The sequence below is a fragment of the Nitrobacter sp. MLSD-S21 genome, from assembly GCF_058809865.1.
Genome location: NZ_JBXASZ010000001.1, coordinates 375,092 through 392,771, shown reverse-complemented (window position 1 = coordinate 392,771; position 17,680 = coordinate 375,092). Strand labels below are relative to the sequence as shown.

Here is a 17,680-nt window from a genome sequence, read left to right as displayed (position 1 = left end):
CTACCGGCCTCCCGAGAACATGAACCAGGTGATCAGGCCGGCGACGCCCATCAGCATTGCGAACGCATAGTGATAAAGGTAGCCGGTCTGTAGCCTGACGACATTGCGGGTGACATCAAGCACCCCCGCCGAGACACCATCGGGGCCAAATCCGTCAATGACGAAGCCGTCGCCCTTCTTCCACAGAAAGCGACCAAGCCACTTCGCCGGACGCACGAAGATCACCTCATAGAGCTCGTCGAAGTACCACTTATTGAGCAGAAACTGGTAGAGCATCGGGTGTTCACGGGCCAGTTGGACCGGCACGTCGGGGCGACGGATATAGAACAGCCACGCCACCGCAAACCCCAAAATCATCATCGCCGTCGGCAGGTAGGCGATTGCCTTTGGAATATGGTGCATTTCCTCAAGGATGTGCGGATGCATCTTCACGGATTCCCGGAAGAACTCTTCGACCCCGTGCCCGGTGAATAGTTCCTTGAAGGGAAAGCCTGCGAGGATCGAGCCCGCGGCAAGAATTCCGATCGGAATTAGCATCCAGATCGGGCTTTCATGCGCAGCCTTATAGTGCGCCTGATCGTGAGGCCGGCCGTGGAAGGTCTTGAAGATCAACCTCCACGAATAGAAGGAGGTCAGGCCGGCAGCAACCACGGTCATGAGGAAACCGTAGTACGCGAAGGGGTTGTGAGACACATAGGCGGATTCGATAATCGCGTCCTTTGAAAAATAACCCGCCGTCAGCGGAAATCCTGTCAGCGCCAGCGTACCGATCACCATCACGAAGTAGGTATAAGGAATGCGATCCTTCAGACCACCCATATTGCGGATGTCCTGCTCATGATGCATCGCATAAATCACCGATCCCGAACCCAAGAACAGCAGCGCCTTGAAGAAGGCGTGAGTGAACAGGTGGAACATTCCAACGGTGTAGGCTCCTGCTCCCATTGCCACGAACATGTAGCCGAGCTGCGAGCAGGTCGAATACGCCACGATGCGCTTGATGTCGTTTTGCACGAGACCGACCGTCGCCGCGAAGATCGCCGTGGTCGCACCGATGAACATCACGAAAGCCTGCGCATCCGGCGCCAGTTCAAACAGGGGCGACAGCCGCGCCACCATGAACACCCCCGCCGTCACCATGGTCGCTGCGTGAATTAGTGCCGATACTGGTGTTGGTCCTTCCATGGCGTCGGGCAGCCAGGTGTGTAACAGGAACTGGGCCGACTTGCCCATGGCGCCCATGAACAACAACAGGCAGATTAAAGTCAGGGCGTTGACGTCCCAGGCAAGGAAGTGAACCTTCGTCCCGGCCAAGCCCGGCGCCGCGTTGAAGATAGTGTCGAAATCAGTCGAACCGATCAGCATGAACACCGCGAAAATGCCGAGCGAAAAGCCGAAGTCTCCGACACGGTTGACCACGAACGCCTTGATCGCCGCCGCATTAGCCGACGGCTTCTGATACCAGAATCCAATCAGCAGATAGCTAGCGAGACCGACGCCTTCCCAACCGAAGAACAGTTGGACCAGGTTGTCCGACGTCACCAGCATCAGCATCGCGAAGGTGAACAGCGACAGATAGCCGAAAAATCGCGGCCGGTTGGGATCCTCGTCCATGTAGCCGATGGAATAGAAGTGCACCAGCGACGACACCGTGGTGACGACAACGAGCATCACCGCCGTCAGCGTATCCACCCGTAACGACCAACCCACCTGAAGATCGCCGGAGGAAATCCAGGAGAAGAGCGCAATCCGTGCGTCATGATGCATGAAGCCGACATCGACCAGCGTCACCCATGACAGGACTGCCGATGCAATCAAAAACGCGGTCGTGATCAGTTCGGCGGCGCGCGATCCAGCAGCCGGAGGCTCGCTGACATGATGGTCGTCGTGACCGTGGGCGTCACCGTGCCCATGTTCATCATGCGCAGCAGCCGCGTGAGCATGACCATGGTCGTCGTGATGATCGACTGAATCACCGCTGGGATTGCGCCCATGCGCGCCCACCAATGCAATCAGCGCGGCGAGGATCGCGCCGATCAGCGGCAAGAAGACGATTGCCTCGATCATGCATCCACCTCACGAAGCATGATCTCGCAACCAATGCATCCATTGGCCGGAGAAAGCCGGTCCTCACTTTTCCGGATCATGCTTCAGCCCTTCATCAGATTGACGTCCTCAACCGCGATCGAACCGCGGTTGCGGTAATACACAACGAGAACAGCAAGGCCGATCGCCGCCTCGGCCGCGGCAACCGTGAGCACTAGTAGCGTAAACACCTGTCCAACGATGTCGCCCAAAAACGCCGAAAAAGCCACCAGGTTGATATTGACGGCCAGCAAAATCAATTCCACCGACATCAGGATGATGATGATGTTCTTGCGATTGAGAAAGATGCCGAGAGTCCCCAGCGTGAAAAGGATCGCGCCAACCGCCAGATAGTGTCCGAGGCCGATTGTCATTTCACCCACTCCGCTGAGTCAGCGTCCTGCAATCCCTGCCCCGAGGCAACCTGGCGCACGCCCATAGCCATCTCGGGAGTCCGCGCGTTCTGGACATTGATATCCTGACGCTTGACGCTGGCCCTGTGTCGCAGCGTCAGGACGATGGCGCCGATCATGGCCACCAGCAACACCATGCCGGCGAGCTGGAAATAATGAATGTACTTCGTGTAGAGCACGAGACCGAGCGCCTCGGTGTTGCTGACGTCGCCCGGAATGGCCGCCGTGATCGATTTCGTGACCGTCGGATTGAGGGTCCAGCCCCCAACAACGAGCAGCAGTTCCAGCAAAAAGATCGCTGCGATCACCAAACCGAACGGCAAATATTCAAGAAAGCCCTCTCGTAATTCGGCGAAGTCGACGTCCAGCATCATGATGACGAAGAGGAACAACACCGCGACCGCGCCGACATAGACCACGATGAGGATCATCGCGATAAATTCCGCGCCTAACAGGATGAACAGACCGGCGGCGTTGACGAACGCCAGAATGAGGAACAGCACCGAGTGCACGGGATTGCGCGACGAAATGACCATCGCGGCAGATGCAACGCACACGCCGGCGAACAGATAGAAGAACAGCGCTGGAAGGATCATGCGATACCTCCGCCAGCCAGTTGCAACCTTGCCACGCGGAGAACACACCCCCTCCCCCCTTGTCGGGGCGGGAGAACGGAGGCAACGCCCCATACTACAATGCGATTGAACATACCCACCTTACCGATACGGCGCGTCAAGTTCGATCGCTTTCGCGATCTCGCGTTCCCAGCGGTCGCCGTTGGCGAGCAGCTTGGCCTTGTCATAATAAAGCTCCTCGCGGGTCTCGGTCGCGAATTCAAAATTCGGCCCTTCGACGATCGCATCGACCGGACAGGCCTCCTGGCACAACCCGCAATAGATGCATTTCACCATATCGATGTCGTACCGCACTGTGCGGCGGGTGCCGTCGTTGCGGCGCGGACCGGCCTCGATGGTAATGGCCTGCGCAGGGCAGATCGCCTCGCACAGCTTGCAGGCGATGCAACGCTCCTCGCCGTTTGGATAACGGCGCAGCGCGTGCTCACCGCGGAAGCGTGGCGAGATCGGATTCTTCTCGAAGGGATAGTTGATGGTCGGCTTCGGTTTGAAGAAATACCTCATAGTGAGGAAAAACGCCGAGATGAATTCGGTCAGCAGGAGCGAACGGGCTGTTGCATTGATACTCATGACAAATCTCAATTCGGCGCGATGCCAGCGAACTGCAACACGCCGGCTACGATCACCACCATCGCCAGCGACAGCGGCAGAAACACCTTCCAGCCGAGCCGCATCAGTTGATCATAGCGGTAGCGCGGCACGATCGCCTTCGCCATCGCGAACAGGAAGAACATGAAGAACAGTTTCAGTGAGAACCAGATGACGCCAGGCACCCAGTTGAACGGTGGCAAGTCGACCGGCGGCAGCCAGCCGCCCATGAAAAGGATCGCACCCATCGCGCACATGGTGGTGATCGCGACGTACTCGCCGAGCATGAACAACAGATACGGCGTCGAGCCGTACTCGACCATGAAGCCCGCGACGAGTTCGGATTCCGCCTCGACGAGATCGAACGGCGGGCGATTGGTCTCGGCCAGAGCCGAAACGTAAAACACTACAAACATCGGCAGCAGCGGCAGCCAGTACCAGTTCAGAAACGTCAGCCACGGCAGTCCGATCAGACTAGCCAACCCGCGGGTATGCTGCGCCTCGACGATGGCAGAGAGGTTCAGTGAACCTGCGCAAAGCAAAACCGTGATGATGACGAAGCCGATCGATACCTCGTAGGAGACCATCTGCGCCGCCGAACGCAAAGCGGCGAGAAACGGATATTTCGAGTTCGACGCCCAGCCGCCCATGATGATGCCGTAAATCGACAGCGACGAGATCGCGAAGATGTAGAGAATCCCGACATTGATGTCGGAAATGACCCAGTTCAGATTGACCGGGATCACCGCCCACGCCGCCAGCGCCAGCACGCAGGAGACCAGCGGCGCCAGAAGGAACACGCCCTTGTTGGCGCCGGAGGGAATAATCGGTTCCTTCAGCACAAATTTCAGAAGATCGGCGAACGACTGAAACAGACCCCACGGTCCGACAACATTGGGACCTCGCCGGATCTGCACCGCGGCCCAGATTTTTCGGTCGGCGAGCAGAATGTAGGCGATTGCTATCAGCAGAACGACGAGCAGCAGCAGGCTCTGCGCCACCATCACGATCAGGGGCCAGAGAAAGTCCGTCCATAATGGCATTGCGAAGAAATCGGCCATCACGCTTACTCCGCTGCCGTCAGCATACGACCCGACGCAAGCCGCGAGCATTCGGCCATCACGGCCGAGGCCCGCGCGATCGGGTTGGTCAGATAATAGTCGTCAATCGCAGGCTTGAACGGCGACTTCTCGATACTGCCGCCCTTGCCCACCAGATCTTTGATCGCGCGGATATCGCCGGCCTCGATCTGGTCGATCCGCATCAGATGCGGCACTGTCTTGAACATCGCCTGCCGCAGGGCGGCCAGCGAGTCATAACCCAGGGTCTTGCCTAGCATTTCGGACAGCGCACGAATGATCGCCCAGTCCTCTCGCGCCTCGCCGGGCGGGAAGCTCGCCCGGTTCGCCATCTGGACCCGGCCTTCCGTGTTGACATAAATGCCGGTCTTTTCGGTGTAGGCTGCGCCTGGCAAAATGACGTCCGCGCGGTGAGCGCCGGCATCGCCGTGTGTTCCGATATAGACGACGAATACCCCGTCCGGCACTTTGATCTCGTCTGCGCCGAGCGAAAACAAAACGTCGAGCCCGCCCGGCGCGGTCATCCGCCCTGCGTTCAAACCACCCTTCCCCGGCACGAAGCCGAGGTCCAGCGCGCCTACCCGCGACGCCGCATCGTGAAGAACGGCAAATCCGTTCCAGTCGTCATTCAGCCCACCGATATCAACGGCAAGTTTGGCCGCTGCCGCGAGAATTGCCGCGCCGTCAGGCCGGGACGTTGCAGCACCGCCGACCAGTACGATCGGATAATTGGCGCCCTTTAGTGCATCGAGGAACTTGTTCTTCCCCGCAGCGAGGTCCGCAAGCGAATCTGCGCCGGCGCCGAGATAGTCATACTCGTAGGTCAGATCGGCTCGCTCTCCGATCACACCTATCTTGAGCTGACCCGTCCGCCAGCGCTTGCGGATGCGCGCGTTGAGGATCGCCGCTTCCTTGCGCGGGTTGGACCCGACGATCAGCAGCGCGTCGGCCTGCTCGATGCCGGCGATGGTCGGGTTAAAGATGTAGGACGCCCGCCCCCGCGCGGGATTGAAGGCGTCGCCTCCCTGCACCGCCATGTTGACCGAGCCGAGTTTTGACAGCAGATCCTTAAGCGCGAACAATTCCTCGACAGCAGCAAGATCGCCGGCAACCGCGCCGATCCGCTTTCCGTCGGTCCCCTTCACCTTCGCAGCAATCGCCTTGAATGCTTCCGGCCACGAGGCCGGGCGCAACGCGCCGTTCTCGCGAATGTAGGGGCGATCGAGCCGCTGGGTGCGAAGCCCGTCGACGATGTGGCGGGTCTTGTCCGAGATCCACTCCTCGTTCACGGCACCGTTGAAGCGGGGCAAGATGCGCATCACCTCGCGTCCGCGCGTATCGACGCGGATGGCTGAGCCAACCGCGTCCATGACGTCAATGGATTGAGTCTTTCCGAGCTCCCATGGTCGGGCGGCGAATGCGTAGGGCTTCGATGTCAACGCGCCGACCGGACAGATATCGACGAGGTTGCCTTGCAATTCCGACGTGAGCGCACTTTCGAGGTAGGTCGTGATCTCCATGTCCTCGCCGCGGCCGGTCGCGCCCATTTCCGGCGCGCCGCATATCTCGGCGGAGAAGCGGACGCAGCGCGTACACTGGATGCAACGGTTCATCGAAGTCTTGACCAGTGCACCGAGATACTTGTCTTCGACCGCGCGTTTGTTCTCGGCGAAACGCGAAGTATCGACGCCGTACCCCATCGCTTGATCTTGCAAATCGCACTCGCCGCCCTGATCGCAGATCGGACAGTCAAGCGGATGGTTGATCAGCAGGAACTCCATCACGCCTTCGCGCGCCTTCTTCACCATCGGTGATCGCGTGGAGATTTGCGGCGGTTCACCGTTGGGACCGGGACGGCAATCGCGTACGCCCCAGGCGCAACTCGCGACCGGCTTCGGACCACCCTTCACTTCGACAAGGCACATCCGGCAGTTGCCGGCGATCGACAGCCTCTCATGATAGCAGAAGCGTGGAATCTCGGCGCCGGCGGCCTCGCACGCCTGCAAGAGCGTATACTCTGCCGGCACGTCGATCTCTTTGCCGTCGATGATAAGCTTCGTCATGGCTCTACTCCGCCGCAACCATATGGGCGGGATCGAGGATGCCCTGATCGTCGCGGTCGGCCTTGTGCGAATACTGGTCGATGCGCGCCTCGATTTCGTGCCGGAAATGCGCGATGAGACCCTGAATCGGCCAGGCCGCCGCATCACCCAGCGCGCAGATGGTGTGACCCTCGACCTGCTTGGTGACTTCGAGCAGCATGTCGATCTCGCGCTTGTGAGCGCGACCTTCGGCCATCCTGGTCAGCACCCGCCACATCCAGCCGGTCCCTTCCCGGCACGGCGTACACTGGCCGCAGCTCTCGTGCTTGTAGAAATAGGAAATGCGCGCGATCGCCCGGATCAAGTCGGTCGACTTGTCCATGACGATGACCGCCGCGGTGCCGAGGCCGGAACGCAGCTTGCTGAGGCTGTCGAAATCCATCGGCGTATCGATGATCTGCTCAGCCGGCACCATGCGCACCGACGAGCCGCCCGGAATGACTGCCTTGAGATTGTTCCAGCCGCCGCGGATGCCACCGCAATGGGTATCGATCAATTCGCGGAACGTGATCCCCATCGCCTCTTCGACATTGCAGGGGCGCTCGACGTGGCCCGAAACACAAAACAGCTTGGTGCCGACATTGTTGGGTCGGCCGATGGCGGCGAACCAGGCCGCGCCGCGGCGCAGGATATCCGGCGCCACCGCGATCGACTCGACGTTGTTCACCGTGGTTGGGCAACCGTAAAGACCGACATTGGCCGGAAACGGCGGCTTCAGCCGAGGCTGACCCTTCTTGCCTTCGAGGCTCTCCAGCAGCGCCGTCTCCTCGCCGCAGATGTAGGCCCCTGCACCATGTGCGACGTAGAGATCAAACGGGAAGCCATGAATGTTATCCTTGCCGATCAGCCGGGCCTCGTAGGCCTCGTCGATGGCGGCCTGAAGATGTTCGCGCTCGCGGATGAATTCACCGCGAATGTAAATATAGCCAGCATGGGCACCCATGCCGACGCCAGCCAAAAGGCAACCTTCGATCAGCAGATGCGGATCGTGCCGCATGATCTCGCGGTCCTTGCAGGTGCCGGGCTCGGACTCGTCGGCATTGACGACGAGATAGCTCGGGCGGCCGTCGGCGTTGTCCTTCGGCATGAAGGACCATTTCATGCCGGTCGGGAATCCGGCCCCGCCGCGGCCACGCAGGCCCGAGGCCTTCATCTCACTGACGATCCAGTCGCGGCCCTTGTTGACGATCGCTTTGGTGCCGTCCCACGCACCACGGCGGCGCGCGCCGGCCAGCCGCCAGTCATCGAGACCATAGAGATTTCGGAAGATGCGATCCTTGTCGTCGAGCATCAGGTCTTGCCCTTTTTGGTCGCGTCATCGGCGGGCGGCTTCGGCGCAGGGCTTTCCCGCCGGCTCGCGGAATCGGTCGGCTTCTTGGCGTCCGCATCCGTCAATGCCGGCTGAACACCGCCGCGCGATCTTCCCTCGCCTTTCGCAGCCGCCGTATTCAATGTGGTCGGACCGCCGACCGGCGCGGAAAACTGGCGGTCGATCTGAGGACCGGGCTTCGGCGGCTGGCCCGAGGCAAACCCGTCCAGCACCTTGCCGAAGTTCTCCTTCGTCAAATCTTCGTAAGTGTCCTTCCAGATCAATACCATCGGCGCGTTGACGCAGGCACCGAGGCACTCGACCTCTTCCCACGAGAAGTCGCCATCCTTCGAAAGATGAAACGGCTCGTGATGGATGCGGCTTTTGCAGACGGCGAGAATGTCCTCAGCGCCCCGCAGCCGGCAAGGCGTGGTGCCGCAGACCTGAATGTGAGCCTTTTTGCCGACCGGTTGCAACTGGAACATCGTGTAGAAGGTCGCGATTTCCAGCATCCGGATGTAGGGCATGTCGAGCATGTCAGCGACGACGCGGATAGCTGCCTCGGAGATCCAGCCGCCATTCTGCTCCTGCGCGCGCCACAAGATAGCGATGGATGCGGAGGCTTCGCGGCCCTCCGGATATTGCGCGATCTGCTTTTTGGCCCATGCGAGGTTTTCCTCGCTGAAGGCGAAACACTCGGGCTGTTGTTCTTTCGGTGCCAGGCGGCGAACGGACATCGTACTCTAGTCTCTCAATGAACACGTTGCGACGCGGTCGCGTTCAGGCGACGAAAACGATCTTTCCAGAATGCGCTCGAGGTTCCGAACACGTTGTATCCAACGTGGGAGGCAACCTTGAGGCGGTCCAAAATGGAAAGTTCGGTTAACGTCTCGAAACGATCACTGGCCGGATCGTGCACGATCAGATCTAGCGGCGTCTGCTCAAGAATATAGCGCGATACGGTGTGATTTCGGTCGTTGCCGTGTTCCTCGCATAGGATCACGGCATCACCCTGCAGCACGCGGGTGCCGCCCTTGATGGCTTCGATCTCAACGCCTTCGACGTCAAGCTTGATGAGGTACTTGCCGTCAGGTGAAATCTTGCCGTCATCGAGTAGATTATCTAGCGTCACCACTGGCACAACTTCGCCGCCGGCATCCGCGCCGCCGGCGATGCTGAAGGCCTCGTGCTTGGTGCCGGACAGGCGCGCGGTGCCGCGCGTCGCGCCAATGGCGCTCTGCATCACCTCGAAGCGACTGCCATTGATCTTTGCATTGTTCGAAAGCCTGGCGAAATTCTTGGACGACGGCTCAATCGCGATCGCCTTGCGTGATCCGAACGGCTTGCTGGACACCAGCACCGACCAGTAACCGTAGTTAGCGCCGCAATCGAGCAGCGTGTAATCGACGTCTGCGGAATCGCGAAACAGCAACTCAAGTTCGTCTTCATACTTGAAGGAGCGATTGAGCAGCTTGCTCCAATAGCCGTCGCCATAGGGAAACGCGAACGTAGCATCGGGATTGAGCCTGACGGCGATATCCCGCTCCGGCAAGGTTTTGCGCAGCAGGTTGGCGCAGCTGTTATAGCCGCGATGCGAGAACAGCGACGACACCTTGGAGCCAGCCACCAGCGCCAGCGCAGCCACGCGCTCCCAGGCGTTCGCTCCCTGAAGAACGCCGGAGGTTCGGTCGAATTGGATCGGCGGCTGTGCGATCACCGGTCAACCTCTCCGAACACGATGTCAAGCGAACCGAGAATAGCGGACACATCCGCTAGCAGGTGCCCCCTGCAGATGAAATCCATCGCTTGCAGATGCGCAAAACCCGGCGCGCGGATCTTGCACTTGTAGGGCTTGTTGCTGCCGTCGGAGACGAGGTAGACGCCGAACTCTCCCTTGGGCGCTTCCACGGCCGCATAGATCTCACCTGCCGGAACGTGGAAACCCTCGGTGTAAAGCTTGAAGTGATGGATCAAAGCTTCCATCGAGCGCTTCATCTCGCCGCGACGGGGCGGGAAAATCTTGTTGTCTTCGACCGCTACCGGTCCCTGCCCGTCAGGAGCGCGCAGCTTGGCGATACACTGCTTCATGATGCGAACCGACTGCCGCATCTCTTCCATGCGAATGAGATAGCGATCGTAGCAGTCGCCGTTCTTTCCGATTGGAATATCGAAGTCCATTTCGGCGTAGCATTCGTAGGGCTGCGCCTTGCGCAAATCCCAGGCCGCTCCGGAGCCGCGAACCATGACGCCGGAAAAGCCCCATTCCCAGGCCTGCTTCAACGTCACCACACCGATATCGACGTTGCGCTGCTTGAAGATGCGATTGGCGGTCAACAGCCTGTCGAGGTCGGCGACAACCTGGAGGAACGGATCGCACCAGGCGTCGATGTCATCGATCAGCTTTGGCGGCAGATCCTGATGCACCCCGCCAATGCGGAAATACGCGGCATGCATCCGCGAGCCGGACGCGCGCTCGTAGAAGAGCATGAGCTTCTCACGTTCCTCAAAACCCCACAGTGGCGGGGTCAGCGCGCCGACATCCATCGCCTGCGTGGTGACGTTGAGGAGATGCGAAAGAATGCGTCCGATCTCGCAATAGAGCACCCGGATCAACTGGCCGCGTCGCGGCACTGCGATCCCAAGCAGTCTCTCGGCCGCGAGACAAAACGCGTGCTCCTGATTCATCGGCGCGACGTAATCGAGCCGATCGAAGTACGGGATCGCCTGAAGATAGGTCTTTTGCTCGATCAGCTTCTCGGTGCCGCGGTGAAGCAGGCCAATGTGCGGATCGACGCGCTCGACCACCTCGCCATCCAACTCCAGCACCAAGCGCAAAACGCCGTGGGCCGCCGGATGCTGCGGGCCGAAATTGATGGTGAAGTTACGCATACCGGGAGTTACGGCACCAAGTGCTTCCGTCATCAGCTACCCGCCTTGCCGCCCGTCGCCTTCTCATCACCCGGCAACTGATAGTCAGCGCCCTCCCAAGGTGACATGAAATCGAACTTGCGAAATTCTTGGTTGAGACGCACGGGCTCGTACACGACCCGTTTCTCGGCGTCGTCGTAACGCACCTCGACGAAGCCCGTCAGCGGAAAATCCTTTCGCAGCGGATGTCCGTCGAATCCATAATCGGTCAACAAACGCCGCATGTCGGGATGGCCAGTGAAGATCACGCCGTAAAGGTCGTAGGCCTCCCGTTCGAACCAGTCCGCGCCGGGAAACACGTCGATCAACGAGGGAACCTGGGTGGTCTCCGAAGCGTGAGCACGCAAGCGGATGCGCGCGTTCAGCGTCGGCGACAGGAAATGATAGACCACATCAAAGCGCTTCTCACGGCCGGGATAGTCGACCGCGGTCACGTCGATGAAGTTGACGAAGCGGCAGCGCTGGTCGTCGCGGATGAAGCGGGCGACCTCGACAATCTTCGCCGCCTCAACCGTCACGGTCAGTTGACCGAACGACACGGAATGATCCGTGGCCGCGCCCGGAAGCGTGGCGACGATCATCTGACCGAGTTCGGAGAGATCGGTCATCCATGACTCCGCACTTCAAAGGCGGCCTGCCGCCCGGACAGAATGGGATTACGCGTCAAAACCATAACCTTAGCCGTCAAGCTGGCATGTCCTTGAAGATCGTTGCAAGATTGCATCCCATTTCCACCGCGTTACTGAGGTCGCTGGATTTCACTGGTGGCCCACCCAATGATTGGCGCCCTGTATTCTGCCGCCTTCTCCGAGACCCAAATTGCCTTCTCCAGTGTGTTTATGCTCAAAAAGAATTCCGCGTACGTCTCATCCTCGGCATCCGAAGTACGTAGGAACACTTTGCATCTTGCGGTCATCCGGCCGCTCTCGGGCACGATCAAACCACGCAGGACGACCATATCACACATAAAGTCCGGGGCAGCCGGGCGATCGGTGGCCGGCATGCCAAAGCACTCTTCGAACAATCGCACAAGATTGTTCGTCGGCTCGCCCAAAGACACGAAAGTGGCAATCCGTGTGGGATGTCCTCTCGGAATGATCCATTCGTGCCGGTCGTGCAAAACAGGCTGCCCGTTGAAGCCAGCACTAATTTTATCCACCCCATCCGTTATTGTGCCGTCCGAAACAGGAAGCACAAGCGCAAAGCCAACGACCCGTTCACCACAGTTTGCTACAACAACCGCCTTAAAAATTTTTTCATCCCATTCGCACTCGACAATATCGAACGCCAGTTCGCCTGGCTCTGGAACGAAGAGAGAAGGACTTGCCGCTGGATCTGATCCCAAAGTCCATCGAGCGCCCTTTGGAAGCGCACCGTAAAGTCCCTCGCTCGTTGGACCGAACAGTCGCGTCTGTCTTGCGGACGAACCTCGAAGCCACCCGAATAGACCCATTTTCAGCATCTCACCTTGGCGCGGTCCGAGGGTTTAGCGTTCAATAGTTCCAACTCTTCGGATCTTCTTCTGCAGGAGAAGAATGCCGTAGAGAAGTGCTTCGGCCGTAGGCGGACAGCCCGGCACGTAGATATCGACCGGCACGATGCGATCGCAACCCCGCACCACCGAATAGGAATAATGATAGTAACCGCCGCCGTTGGCGCACGATCCCATCGAGATGACATAACGCGGTTCCGGCATCTGGTCGTAGACCTTGCGCAGCGCGGGCGCCATCTTGTTGGTCAGCGTTCCGGCGACGATCATCACGTCCGATTGCCGCGGCGATGCACGCGGCGCGAAGCCAAAGCGCTCGACGTCATAACGCGGCATCGAGACCTGCATCATCTCGACCGCGCAGCAGGCCAGGCCGAAGGTCATCCACATCAGCGAACCGGTACGCGCCCAGGTGATGAGATCGTCGGCCGCGGCGACAAAGAAACCTTTGTCCGACAATTCGTGATTAACCTCGAGAAAGTACGGATCGCTGGCACCGACGGGCCGGCCGGTGCTGGGGTCCAAAATCGAGCCTCCCGACGGAGCCGAGAGAGGGCTGCCGGCGTAGGCGACCTTTGCCGTGGGAGAGTTCAATCCCATTCGAGAGCGCCTTTCTTCCATTCGTAGGCAAAACCGACCGTCAGCACCCCTAGAAACACGATCATCGACCAGAAGCCTGTCACGCCGAGCTTGCCGAACGTGACCGCCCAAGGAAAGAGAAACGCGACTTCAAGGTCAAAAATGATGAAAAGAATAGCGACCAAATAAAACCTGACGTCGAACTTCATCCGGGCATCGTCGAATGCGTTAAATCCGCACTCATAAGCGGAAAGCTTTTCCGGGTCCGGCTGCTTGTATGCGACGATAAATGGAGCGATCAGGAGCACGGCGCCGATCACACCCGCTATCCCGATAAACACCACAAGCGGAAGATAGTTCTGCAAAATGCCGCTCATGGGCGCTTCCCCTCGCTGCGATGCTTTACCCGCAGATTTGTTTAGATATTGGAACTTTTGAGAGGCTTTAGCCTAGCAAAACAGGGGTGGCAAGATAGCCTAATTTGACGCACCCGGGACGGAGATTTTGCGACTTGACATCGGAGCCAGGACCGCGGCCGGGCGGTCAACCTGCTCCTCGCTCACCCGCCGAACCACGGCCCGAAAAATCAGACCCAATGAAATCATTTCGGGAGTGCCGCGAGCCGCGCTGAAACAAACTGGTTTTATTGCTCTTGCCTACGGACCACGAGTTGTGACGAGGCGGGAGGCAAACCATGAACCATTCGATCCAGAGCGCAGATCGCGCCACCCACCTGAAGATCGTGATTGTCGCGCTTGTCGCGGGTGCCGTATTGACGACTTTCGGGACTTCCCGTCGCCCAAGCACCGACTTCGTCCAGACTGCTCACGTGATCAAGGCCGGACAACCAACGATGGTATCCAGCTCGGAACCATCGCTCGTAAGATGATCCTGATTTCGCGCCGGTGACCGAAGCGCCATCTGGTGGCGCTCATTGAGGCAACCGCTGGCTGGAACCGGTCCGAGCTGCGAGCCCTCGTCAAAACCCGAAGCTGAGATCACGCCAAATGGCGCGAGAGACGGGACTCGAACCCGCGGCCTCCGCCGTGACAGGGCGGCGCTCTAACCAACTGAGCTACTCCCGCGGAAACCGTTTATCCGCGCATAGGGGTGACGGCTTAAAGGGGGGGCCTTTCCAAGTCAAGGCAGTTGCAGATCTCCTTTGCTATCAGGCTTTTTGAGGGGTCGGTGCAAAAAATCAGCTATTTGCAGGCAAAATGGCGCGAGTGGCATCTCCCCGAATCAAACAAGGGCTGATACGCCTTGCTTTTCGACGCTGGCAATGACGAGGAGAGCTATATTATGGCGAAGAAGGCAGCGACCCCGAGCACCGTGACCCTGAAACATCTCGCGGCAGCGTTGGCCGAGGACCATGAATTGTCCAAGAAGGCCTCCGAGGCCATCCTGACCGACATGGTTACCCGCATCACCAAACACCTCAAGAAAGGCGATCGTATCCGCATCGTCGGCCTCGGCATCCTCCAGGTCCGCAAACGCGCCGCCCGCAAGGGACGCAACCCGGCCACCGGCGAGGAAATTCAGATCAAAGCATCCAAGAAGGTCGCGTTCCGAGCCGCCAAAGAGCTCAAGGAAGCCATCTGACCAGGAATGCCGGGTCCAGGACGCTCCGTTCAAACGCTCGAGGATTTGCCGCAACGAACCGGTTGCCCACGCAAAGCCCAATCGCGGATTTGGCGAGGTTGATTTCTTACTGCTCAGCCCTGCCCTGGATTCCCGATGGCTGTTCCCATGACATTCAATCACACGGTGACGGAGCGCTTTCTTCGCTATGTCACCATTGATACCCAGTCCGATCCGACGTCTTCCAGCTGTCCTTCCACCGGGAAGCAGAAGGATCTTGGACGGCTGCTGGTGAGGGAATTGCAGGAGATCGGCGCCGCCGATGCTCATCTCGACCCGCACGGTTACGTGTACGCGACCATTCCGGCAAACAGCTCAAAGCAGGTTCCGGTTATTTGCTTCTGTTCGCATATGGACACGTCGCCGGACTGTTCAGGCGCTAACGTCAAACCGCAGGTTGTCCGGAATTATCGCGGCGGCGACATCGTTCTGTGCGGCGATCCGTCGCAGATCGTCCGCGTGGCGGATAATCCGGCACTGGCTGATCAGGTGGGCAACGACATCATCACGTCGGACGGGACCACGTTGCTTGGCGCCGACAACAAAGCCGGCGTCGCCGAAATCATGGATGCAGTGCAGGTTCTGCTTGCCAACCGAGATATCAGGCATGGCGTGATCAAAATCCTGTTCACGCCCGATGAGGAAATCGGACGCGGCGTTGACAAAGTCGATCTGAAAAAACTCGGCGCGGACTTCGCCTACACCGTCGACGGCGAGACCGCAGGTCATATCGAGGACGAGACGTTCTCGGCCGATGCTGCGGTTATTACCATCAAGGGAGTCAGTGCCCATCCCGGATTCGCCAAGGGAAAGATGGAACATGCGATCAAGATCGCATCGCGCATTGTGGAGCGGCTTCCAAAAAATATTTGCTCGCCCGAGACTACCGAGGGCCGCGAAGGTTTTCTTCATCCGACCGGATTCAGCGGCGTACTCGAACACGCGACGCTAAACTTCATCGTGCGCGATTTCACGGAAACAGGTCTGACGGAGAAGGAGGCCTTGCTGGAGGGCATCATCCGCGATGTCATGACGGACTTCCCACATTCGACGTATCGGCTGGACATACAGCCCCAGTATCGCAACATGAAGCAGATTGTGGATCGTCACCCGGAGGTTGTCGATAACGCGATGGAGGCAATCCGCCGCGCCGGTCTCAAGCCAGCCAAAGGCAGCATTCGCGGCGGCACGGACGGCTCGCGACTGTCATTCATGGGGCTTCCCTGCCCTAACATCTTCGCCGGTGAACATGCTTTCCACTCACGCACCGAGTGGGTCAGCGTACAGGACATGGAAGCCGCTGTGCGCACCATCGTCCATCTCGCTGCGATCTGGGAAGAACGTGCCTGACGTTTCTGATATCGCGAGCAGAGATCGCAGGTCCGGATGCCGCGCGGTCATCGCGGGATACGACTGCGCGAACATCGTTAATCTTTCCTAAACATCAGAAGATATGATCCTCGAATCACTGGGGATTCAAGAATGCTACGCACCATCTCGCTTGCGGTCATCGGAGTTGCAATGATGGGAGCGGCGGGATCGGCCGCCGACCTTCCAGTGCAGAGCCGCATCGGCAAAATCTTCGCGGAGCCGGAACCTCCGCCGGTCCGTGTTGCGCAGGAGAAGGATTACCCCGAGAGCGTGCTCTACCGTTTTCGGATTCCGCCGCCGGTGCCGGGCTATTACGGAAGGCCAAACGATTTCTACTATCGCCCGTACTACGAGGAGCGGCCAGTGCTCTCGTTCTATTTCGACCGATTGCCGTACGCTTGCGGACTTTACGGATATTGCTAGGGCACGATCAAAGGTTGCGCGCGGTTACGATCCAGATCGATGCCGGTAGAACCACTGTTTTCTCACTGGCAAACGGAGCAAGAACTTCCCGGACCGAGTTCGCCGCAGCAGCGATGACTTCAACAGGCTGGCCTTCGATCGCGCGGCTGGCGGGACCGAGCTGAAGCGCGGACTTGACCGCGGCTTCAATTCCGCCGCCGACCGAAATATCCAATGTGAGGTCATAGGCCTCCATTGCGACATCGGAAAAACCGGCAGCACCGAGAATACGATGAACACGCGCTTCGGACGCGAACGCGAACGGACCGGGGTCTTCCGGCGCGACCTCGGGGAGCTTCGGAACATGGTTGTAGACCGCCTGGAGCGGGACCATGAGCCAGGGATTTAGGCGAGGCTCCCGCCAGCAAATGAATGCTAAGCGGCCACCGGGTCGCAGCGCCTGACGCAGATTGGCAAACGACACGACCGGCTCGTCGAAGAACATCACGCCGAACCGGGAGGCCACCAGATCGAAACGCGCTGGCTCAAATGGATATACGGTGGCGTCGGCGAGCAGAAATTCCACCGACGCGTTCTTCGGCGCAATCTGCTTTGCCCGTTCCAGCATCGGTGCAGAAATATCGATTCCCAGGACGTAGCCGGAAGCGCCTACCCTCTCCGCGAATGCCCGCGTAGTTGCACCGCAGCCGCAGCCGACATCTATGATGCGTTCGCCGGGCATAGCTTTGGCACGATCCAGCAGGAAGGTGGAGACCGGCTGCAGCAGTTCATCCTGCATACGCTGACGATCAGCCCAGCGCTGGCCGCCGGGTCCATTCCAATAGGCGATCTGGTCCGCGTTTCGCGTCAGAGGAACCCCTGCCATCACCGCTCCCGCGCAATTCGAGCGATTGCCCTTCACAAAATCCGTGACGCCGCTTATGGAGGAAACCACTCGATCTAGCGGCTTGGTAACAAGCCGAGGTCAAAACGTACCACACCCAAGCCGAGGGCGATATCCCGCCGCAGCGGGACAGAGGAGATGCCGCCTGCGGTTCG

19 protein-coding genes and 1 tRNA gene are annotated in these 17,680 nt (G+C 59.3%); 4 read left to right on the top strand and 16 right to left on the bottom strand.

The annotated features are described in order from the left end of the window. The 14 genes from nuoL to AC1RT6_RS01880 form a co-directional block, all read right to left on the bottom strand. Positions 1 to 2,067 (bottom strand): NADH-quinone oxidoreductase subunit L, encoded by a 2,067-nt coding sequence (gene nuoL, locus AC1RT6_RS01945; protein WP_079446674.1) that lies wholly within the window; start codon positions 2,065 to 2,067, stop codon positions 1 to 3. 83 nt (positions 2,068 to 2,150) lie between these two features. Next, the gene (gene nuoK / locus AC1RT6_RS01940) at positions 2,151 to 2,459 is read right to left on the bottom strand and encodes an NADH-quinone oxidoreductase subunit NuoK (protein WP_079446675.1); all 309 of its coding nucleotides are present in this window, start codon (positions 2,457 to 2,459) and stop codon (positions 2,151 to 2,153) included. Beyond that, complete coding sequence (locus AC1RT6_RS01935) at positions 2,456 to 3,094, bottom strand: NADH-quinone oxidoreductase subunit J (protein ID WP_079446676.1); 639 nt, start codon at positions 3,092 to 3,094, stop codon at positions 2,456 to 2,458. The genes nuoK and AC1RT6_RS01935 overlap by 4 nt, the downstream gene beginning before the upstream one ends. Before the next feature lie 120 nt (positions 3,095 to 3,214). Then, complete coding sequence (gene nuoI / locus AC1RT6_RS01930) at positions 3,215 to 3,703, bottom strand: NADH-quinone oxidoreductase subunit NuoI (protein WP_079446677.1); 489 nt, start codon at positions 3,701 to 3,703, stop codon at positions 3,215 to 3,217. Between the two features lie 8 nt (positions 3,704 to 3,711). After that, the gene (gene nuoH / locus AC1RT6_RS01925; protein ID WP_079446752.1) at positions 3,712 to 4,782 is read right to left on the bottom strand and encodes an NADH-quinone oxidoreductase subunit NuoH; all 1,071 of its coding nucleotides are present in this window, start codon (positions 4,780 to 4,782) and stop codon (positions 3,712 to 3,714) included. Between the two features lie 5 nt (positions 4,783 to 4,787). Next, complete coding sequence (gene nuoG, locus AC1RT6_RS01920; RefSeq protein WP_079446678.1) at positions 4,788 to 6,863, bottom strand: NADH-quinone oxidoreductase subunit NuoG; 2,076 nt, start codon at positions 6,861 to 6,863, stop codon at positions 4,788 to 4,790. A gap of 4 nt (positions 6,864 to 6,867) precedes the next feature. After that, positions 6,868 to 8,193, bottom strand: a complete 1,326-nt coding sequence (gene nuoF / locus AC1RT6_RS01915) for an NADH-quinone oxidoreductase subunit NuoF (RefSeq protein ID WP_079446679.1) — start codon at positions 8,191 to 8,193, stop codon at positions 6,868 to 6,870. Further along, positions 8,193 to 8,948: an NADH-quinone oxidoreductase subunit NuoE gene (gene nuoE / locus AC1RT6_RS01910; RefSeq protein ID WP_079446680.1), complete on the bottom strand. Its 756-nt coding sequence runs from the start codon at positions 8,946 to 8,948 to the stop codon at positions 8,193 to 8,195. The genes nuoF and nuoE overlap by 1 nt, the downstream gene beginning before the upstream one ends. Positions 8,949 to 8,962: 14 nt before the next feature. Next, positions 8,963 to 9,925, bottom strand: a complete 963-nt coding sequence (locus AC1RT6_RS01905) for an FkbM family methyltransferase (RefSeq protein ID WP_472791526.1) — start codon at positions 9,923 to 9,925, stop codon at positions 8,963 to 8,965. Next, positions 9,925 to 11,133: an NADH-quinone oxidoreductase subunit D gene (locus AC1RT6_RS01900; protein ID WP_079446682.1), complete on the bottom strand. Its 1,209-nt coding sequence runs from the start codon at positions 11,131 to 11,133 to the stop codon at positions 9,925 to 9,927. The genes AC1RT6_RS01905 and AC1RT6_RS01900 overlap by 1 nt, the downstream gene beginning before the upstream one ends. Continuing rightward, complete coding sequence (locus AC1RT6_RS01895; protein ID WP_079446683.1) at positions 11,133 to 11,747, bottom strand: NADH-quinone oxidoreductase subunit C; 615 nt, start codon at positions 11,745 to 11,747, stop codon at positions 11,133 to 11,135. The genes AC1RT6_RS01900 and AC1RT6_RS01895 overlap by 1 nt, the downstream gene beginning before the upstream one ends. Positions 11,748 to 11,878: 131 nt before the next feature. Then, a complete protein-coding gene (locus tag AC1RT6_RS01890; RefSeq protein ID WP_139372870.1) occupies positions 11,879 to 12,484 on the bottom strand; it encodes a hypothetical protein in 606 nt (201 codons plus the stop codon). A 141-nt stretch (positions 12,485 to 12,625) separates the two neighbouring features. Then, complete coding sequence (locus AC1RT6_RS01885) at positions 12,626 to 13,249, bottom strand: NuoB/complex I 20 kDa subunit family protein (RefSeq protein WP_087881145.1); 624 nt, start codon at positions 13,247 to 13,249, stop codon at positions 12,626 to 12,628. Continuing rightward, on the bottom strand, positions 13,219 to 13,584 hold the full coding sequence (locus AC1RT6_RS01880; protein ID WP_079446687.1) for an NADH-quinone oxidoreductase subunit A: 366 nt from the start codon (positions 13,582 to 13,584) through the stop codon (positions 13,219 to 13,221). The genes AC1RT6_RS01885 and AC1RT6_RS01880 overlap by 31 nt, the downstream gene beginning before the upstream one ends. A 317-nt stretch (positions 13,585 to 13,901) precedes the next feature. On the opposite strand from AC1RT6_RS01880, the gene AC1RT6_RS01875 reads away from it, so the two are divergent. Continuing rightward, positions 13,902 to 14,096 (top strand): hypothetical protein, encoded by a 195-nt coding sequence (locus AC1RT6_RS01875; protein WP_079446688.1) that lies wholly within the window; start codon positions 13,902 to 13,904, stop codon positions 14,094 to 14,096. Positions 14,097 to 14,215: 119 nt separating this feature from the next. On the opposite strand, the gene AC1RT6_RS01870 is transcribed toward AC1RT6_RS01875, so the two are convergent. Further along, a tRNA-Asp gene (locus AC1RT6_RS01870) sits at positions 14,216 to 14,292 on the bottom strand. A 217-nt stretch (positions 14,293 to 14,509) separates the two neighbouring features. On the opposite strand from AC1RT6_RS01870, the gene AC1RT6_RS01865 reads away from it, so the two are divergent. The 3 genes from AC1RT6_RS01865 (at position 14,510) to AC1RT6_RS01855 (ending at position 16,642) form a co-directional block, all read left to right on the top strand. Beyond that, positions 14,510 to 14,809, top strand: coding sequence for an HU family DNA-binding protein (locus AC1RT6_RS01865; protein WP_079446753.1), 300 nt, complete (start codon positions 14,510 to 14,512; stop codon positions 14,807 to 14,809). Between the two features lie 135 nt (positions 14,810 to 14,944). After that, positions 14,945 to 16,198, top strand: coding sequence for a peptidase T (pepT, locus tag AC1RT6_RS01860; RefSeq protein ID WP_079446689.1), 1,254 nt, complete (start codon positions 14,945 to 14,947; stop codon positions 16,196 to 16,198). A 132-nt stretch (positions 16,199 to 16,330) separates the two neighbouring features. Then, positions 16,331 to 16,642 carry a hypothetical protein gene (locus tag AC1RT6_RS01855; protein WP_079446690.1) on the top strand — a complete coding sequence of 104 codons (312 nt, stop codon included), beginning with the start codon at positions 16,331 to 16,333 and terminating at the stop codon, positions 16,640 to 16,642. A gap of 7 nt (positions 16,643 to 16,649) precedes the next feature. On the opposite strand, the gene AC1RT6_RS01850 is transcribed toward AC1RT6_RS01855, so the two are convergent. After that, positions 16,650 to 17,507 (bottom strand): class I SAM-dependent methyltransferase, encoded by an 858-nt coding sequence (locus AC1RT6_RS01850; RefSeq protein ID WP_079446754.1) that lies wholly within the window; start codon positions 17,505 to 17,507, stop codon positions 16,650 to 16,652. Between the last annotated feature and the right edge of the window lie 173 nt (positions 17,508 to 17,680).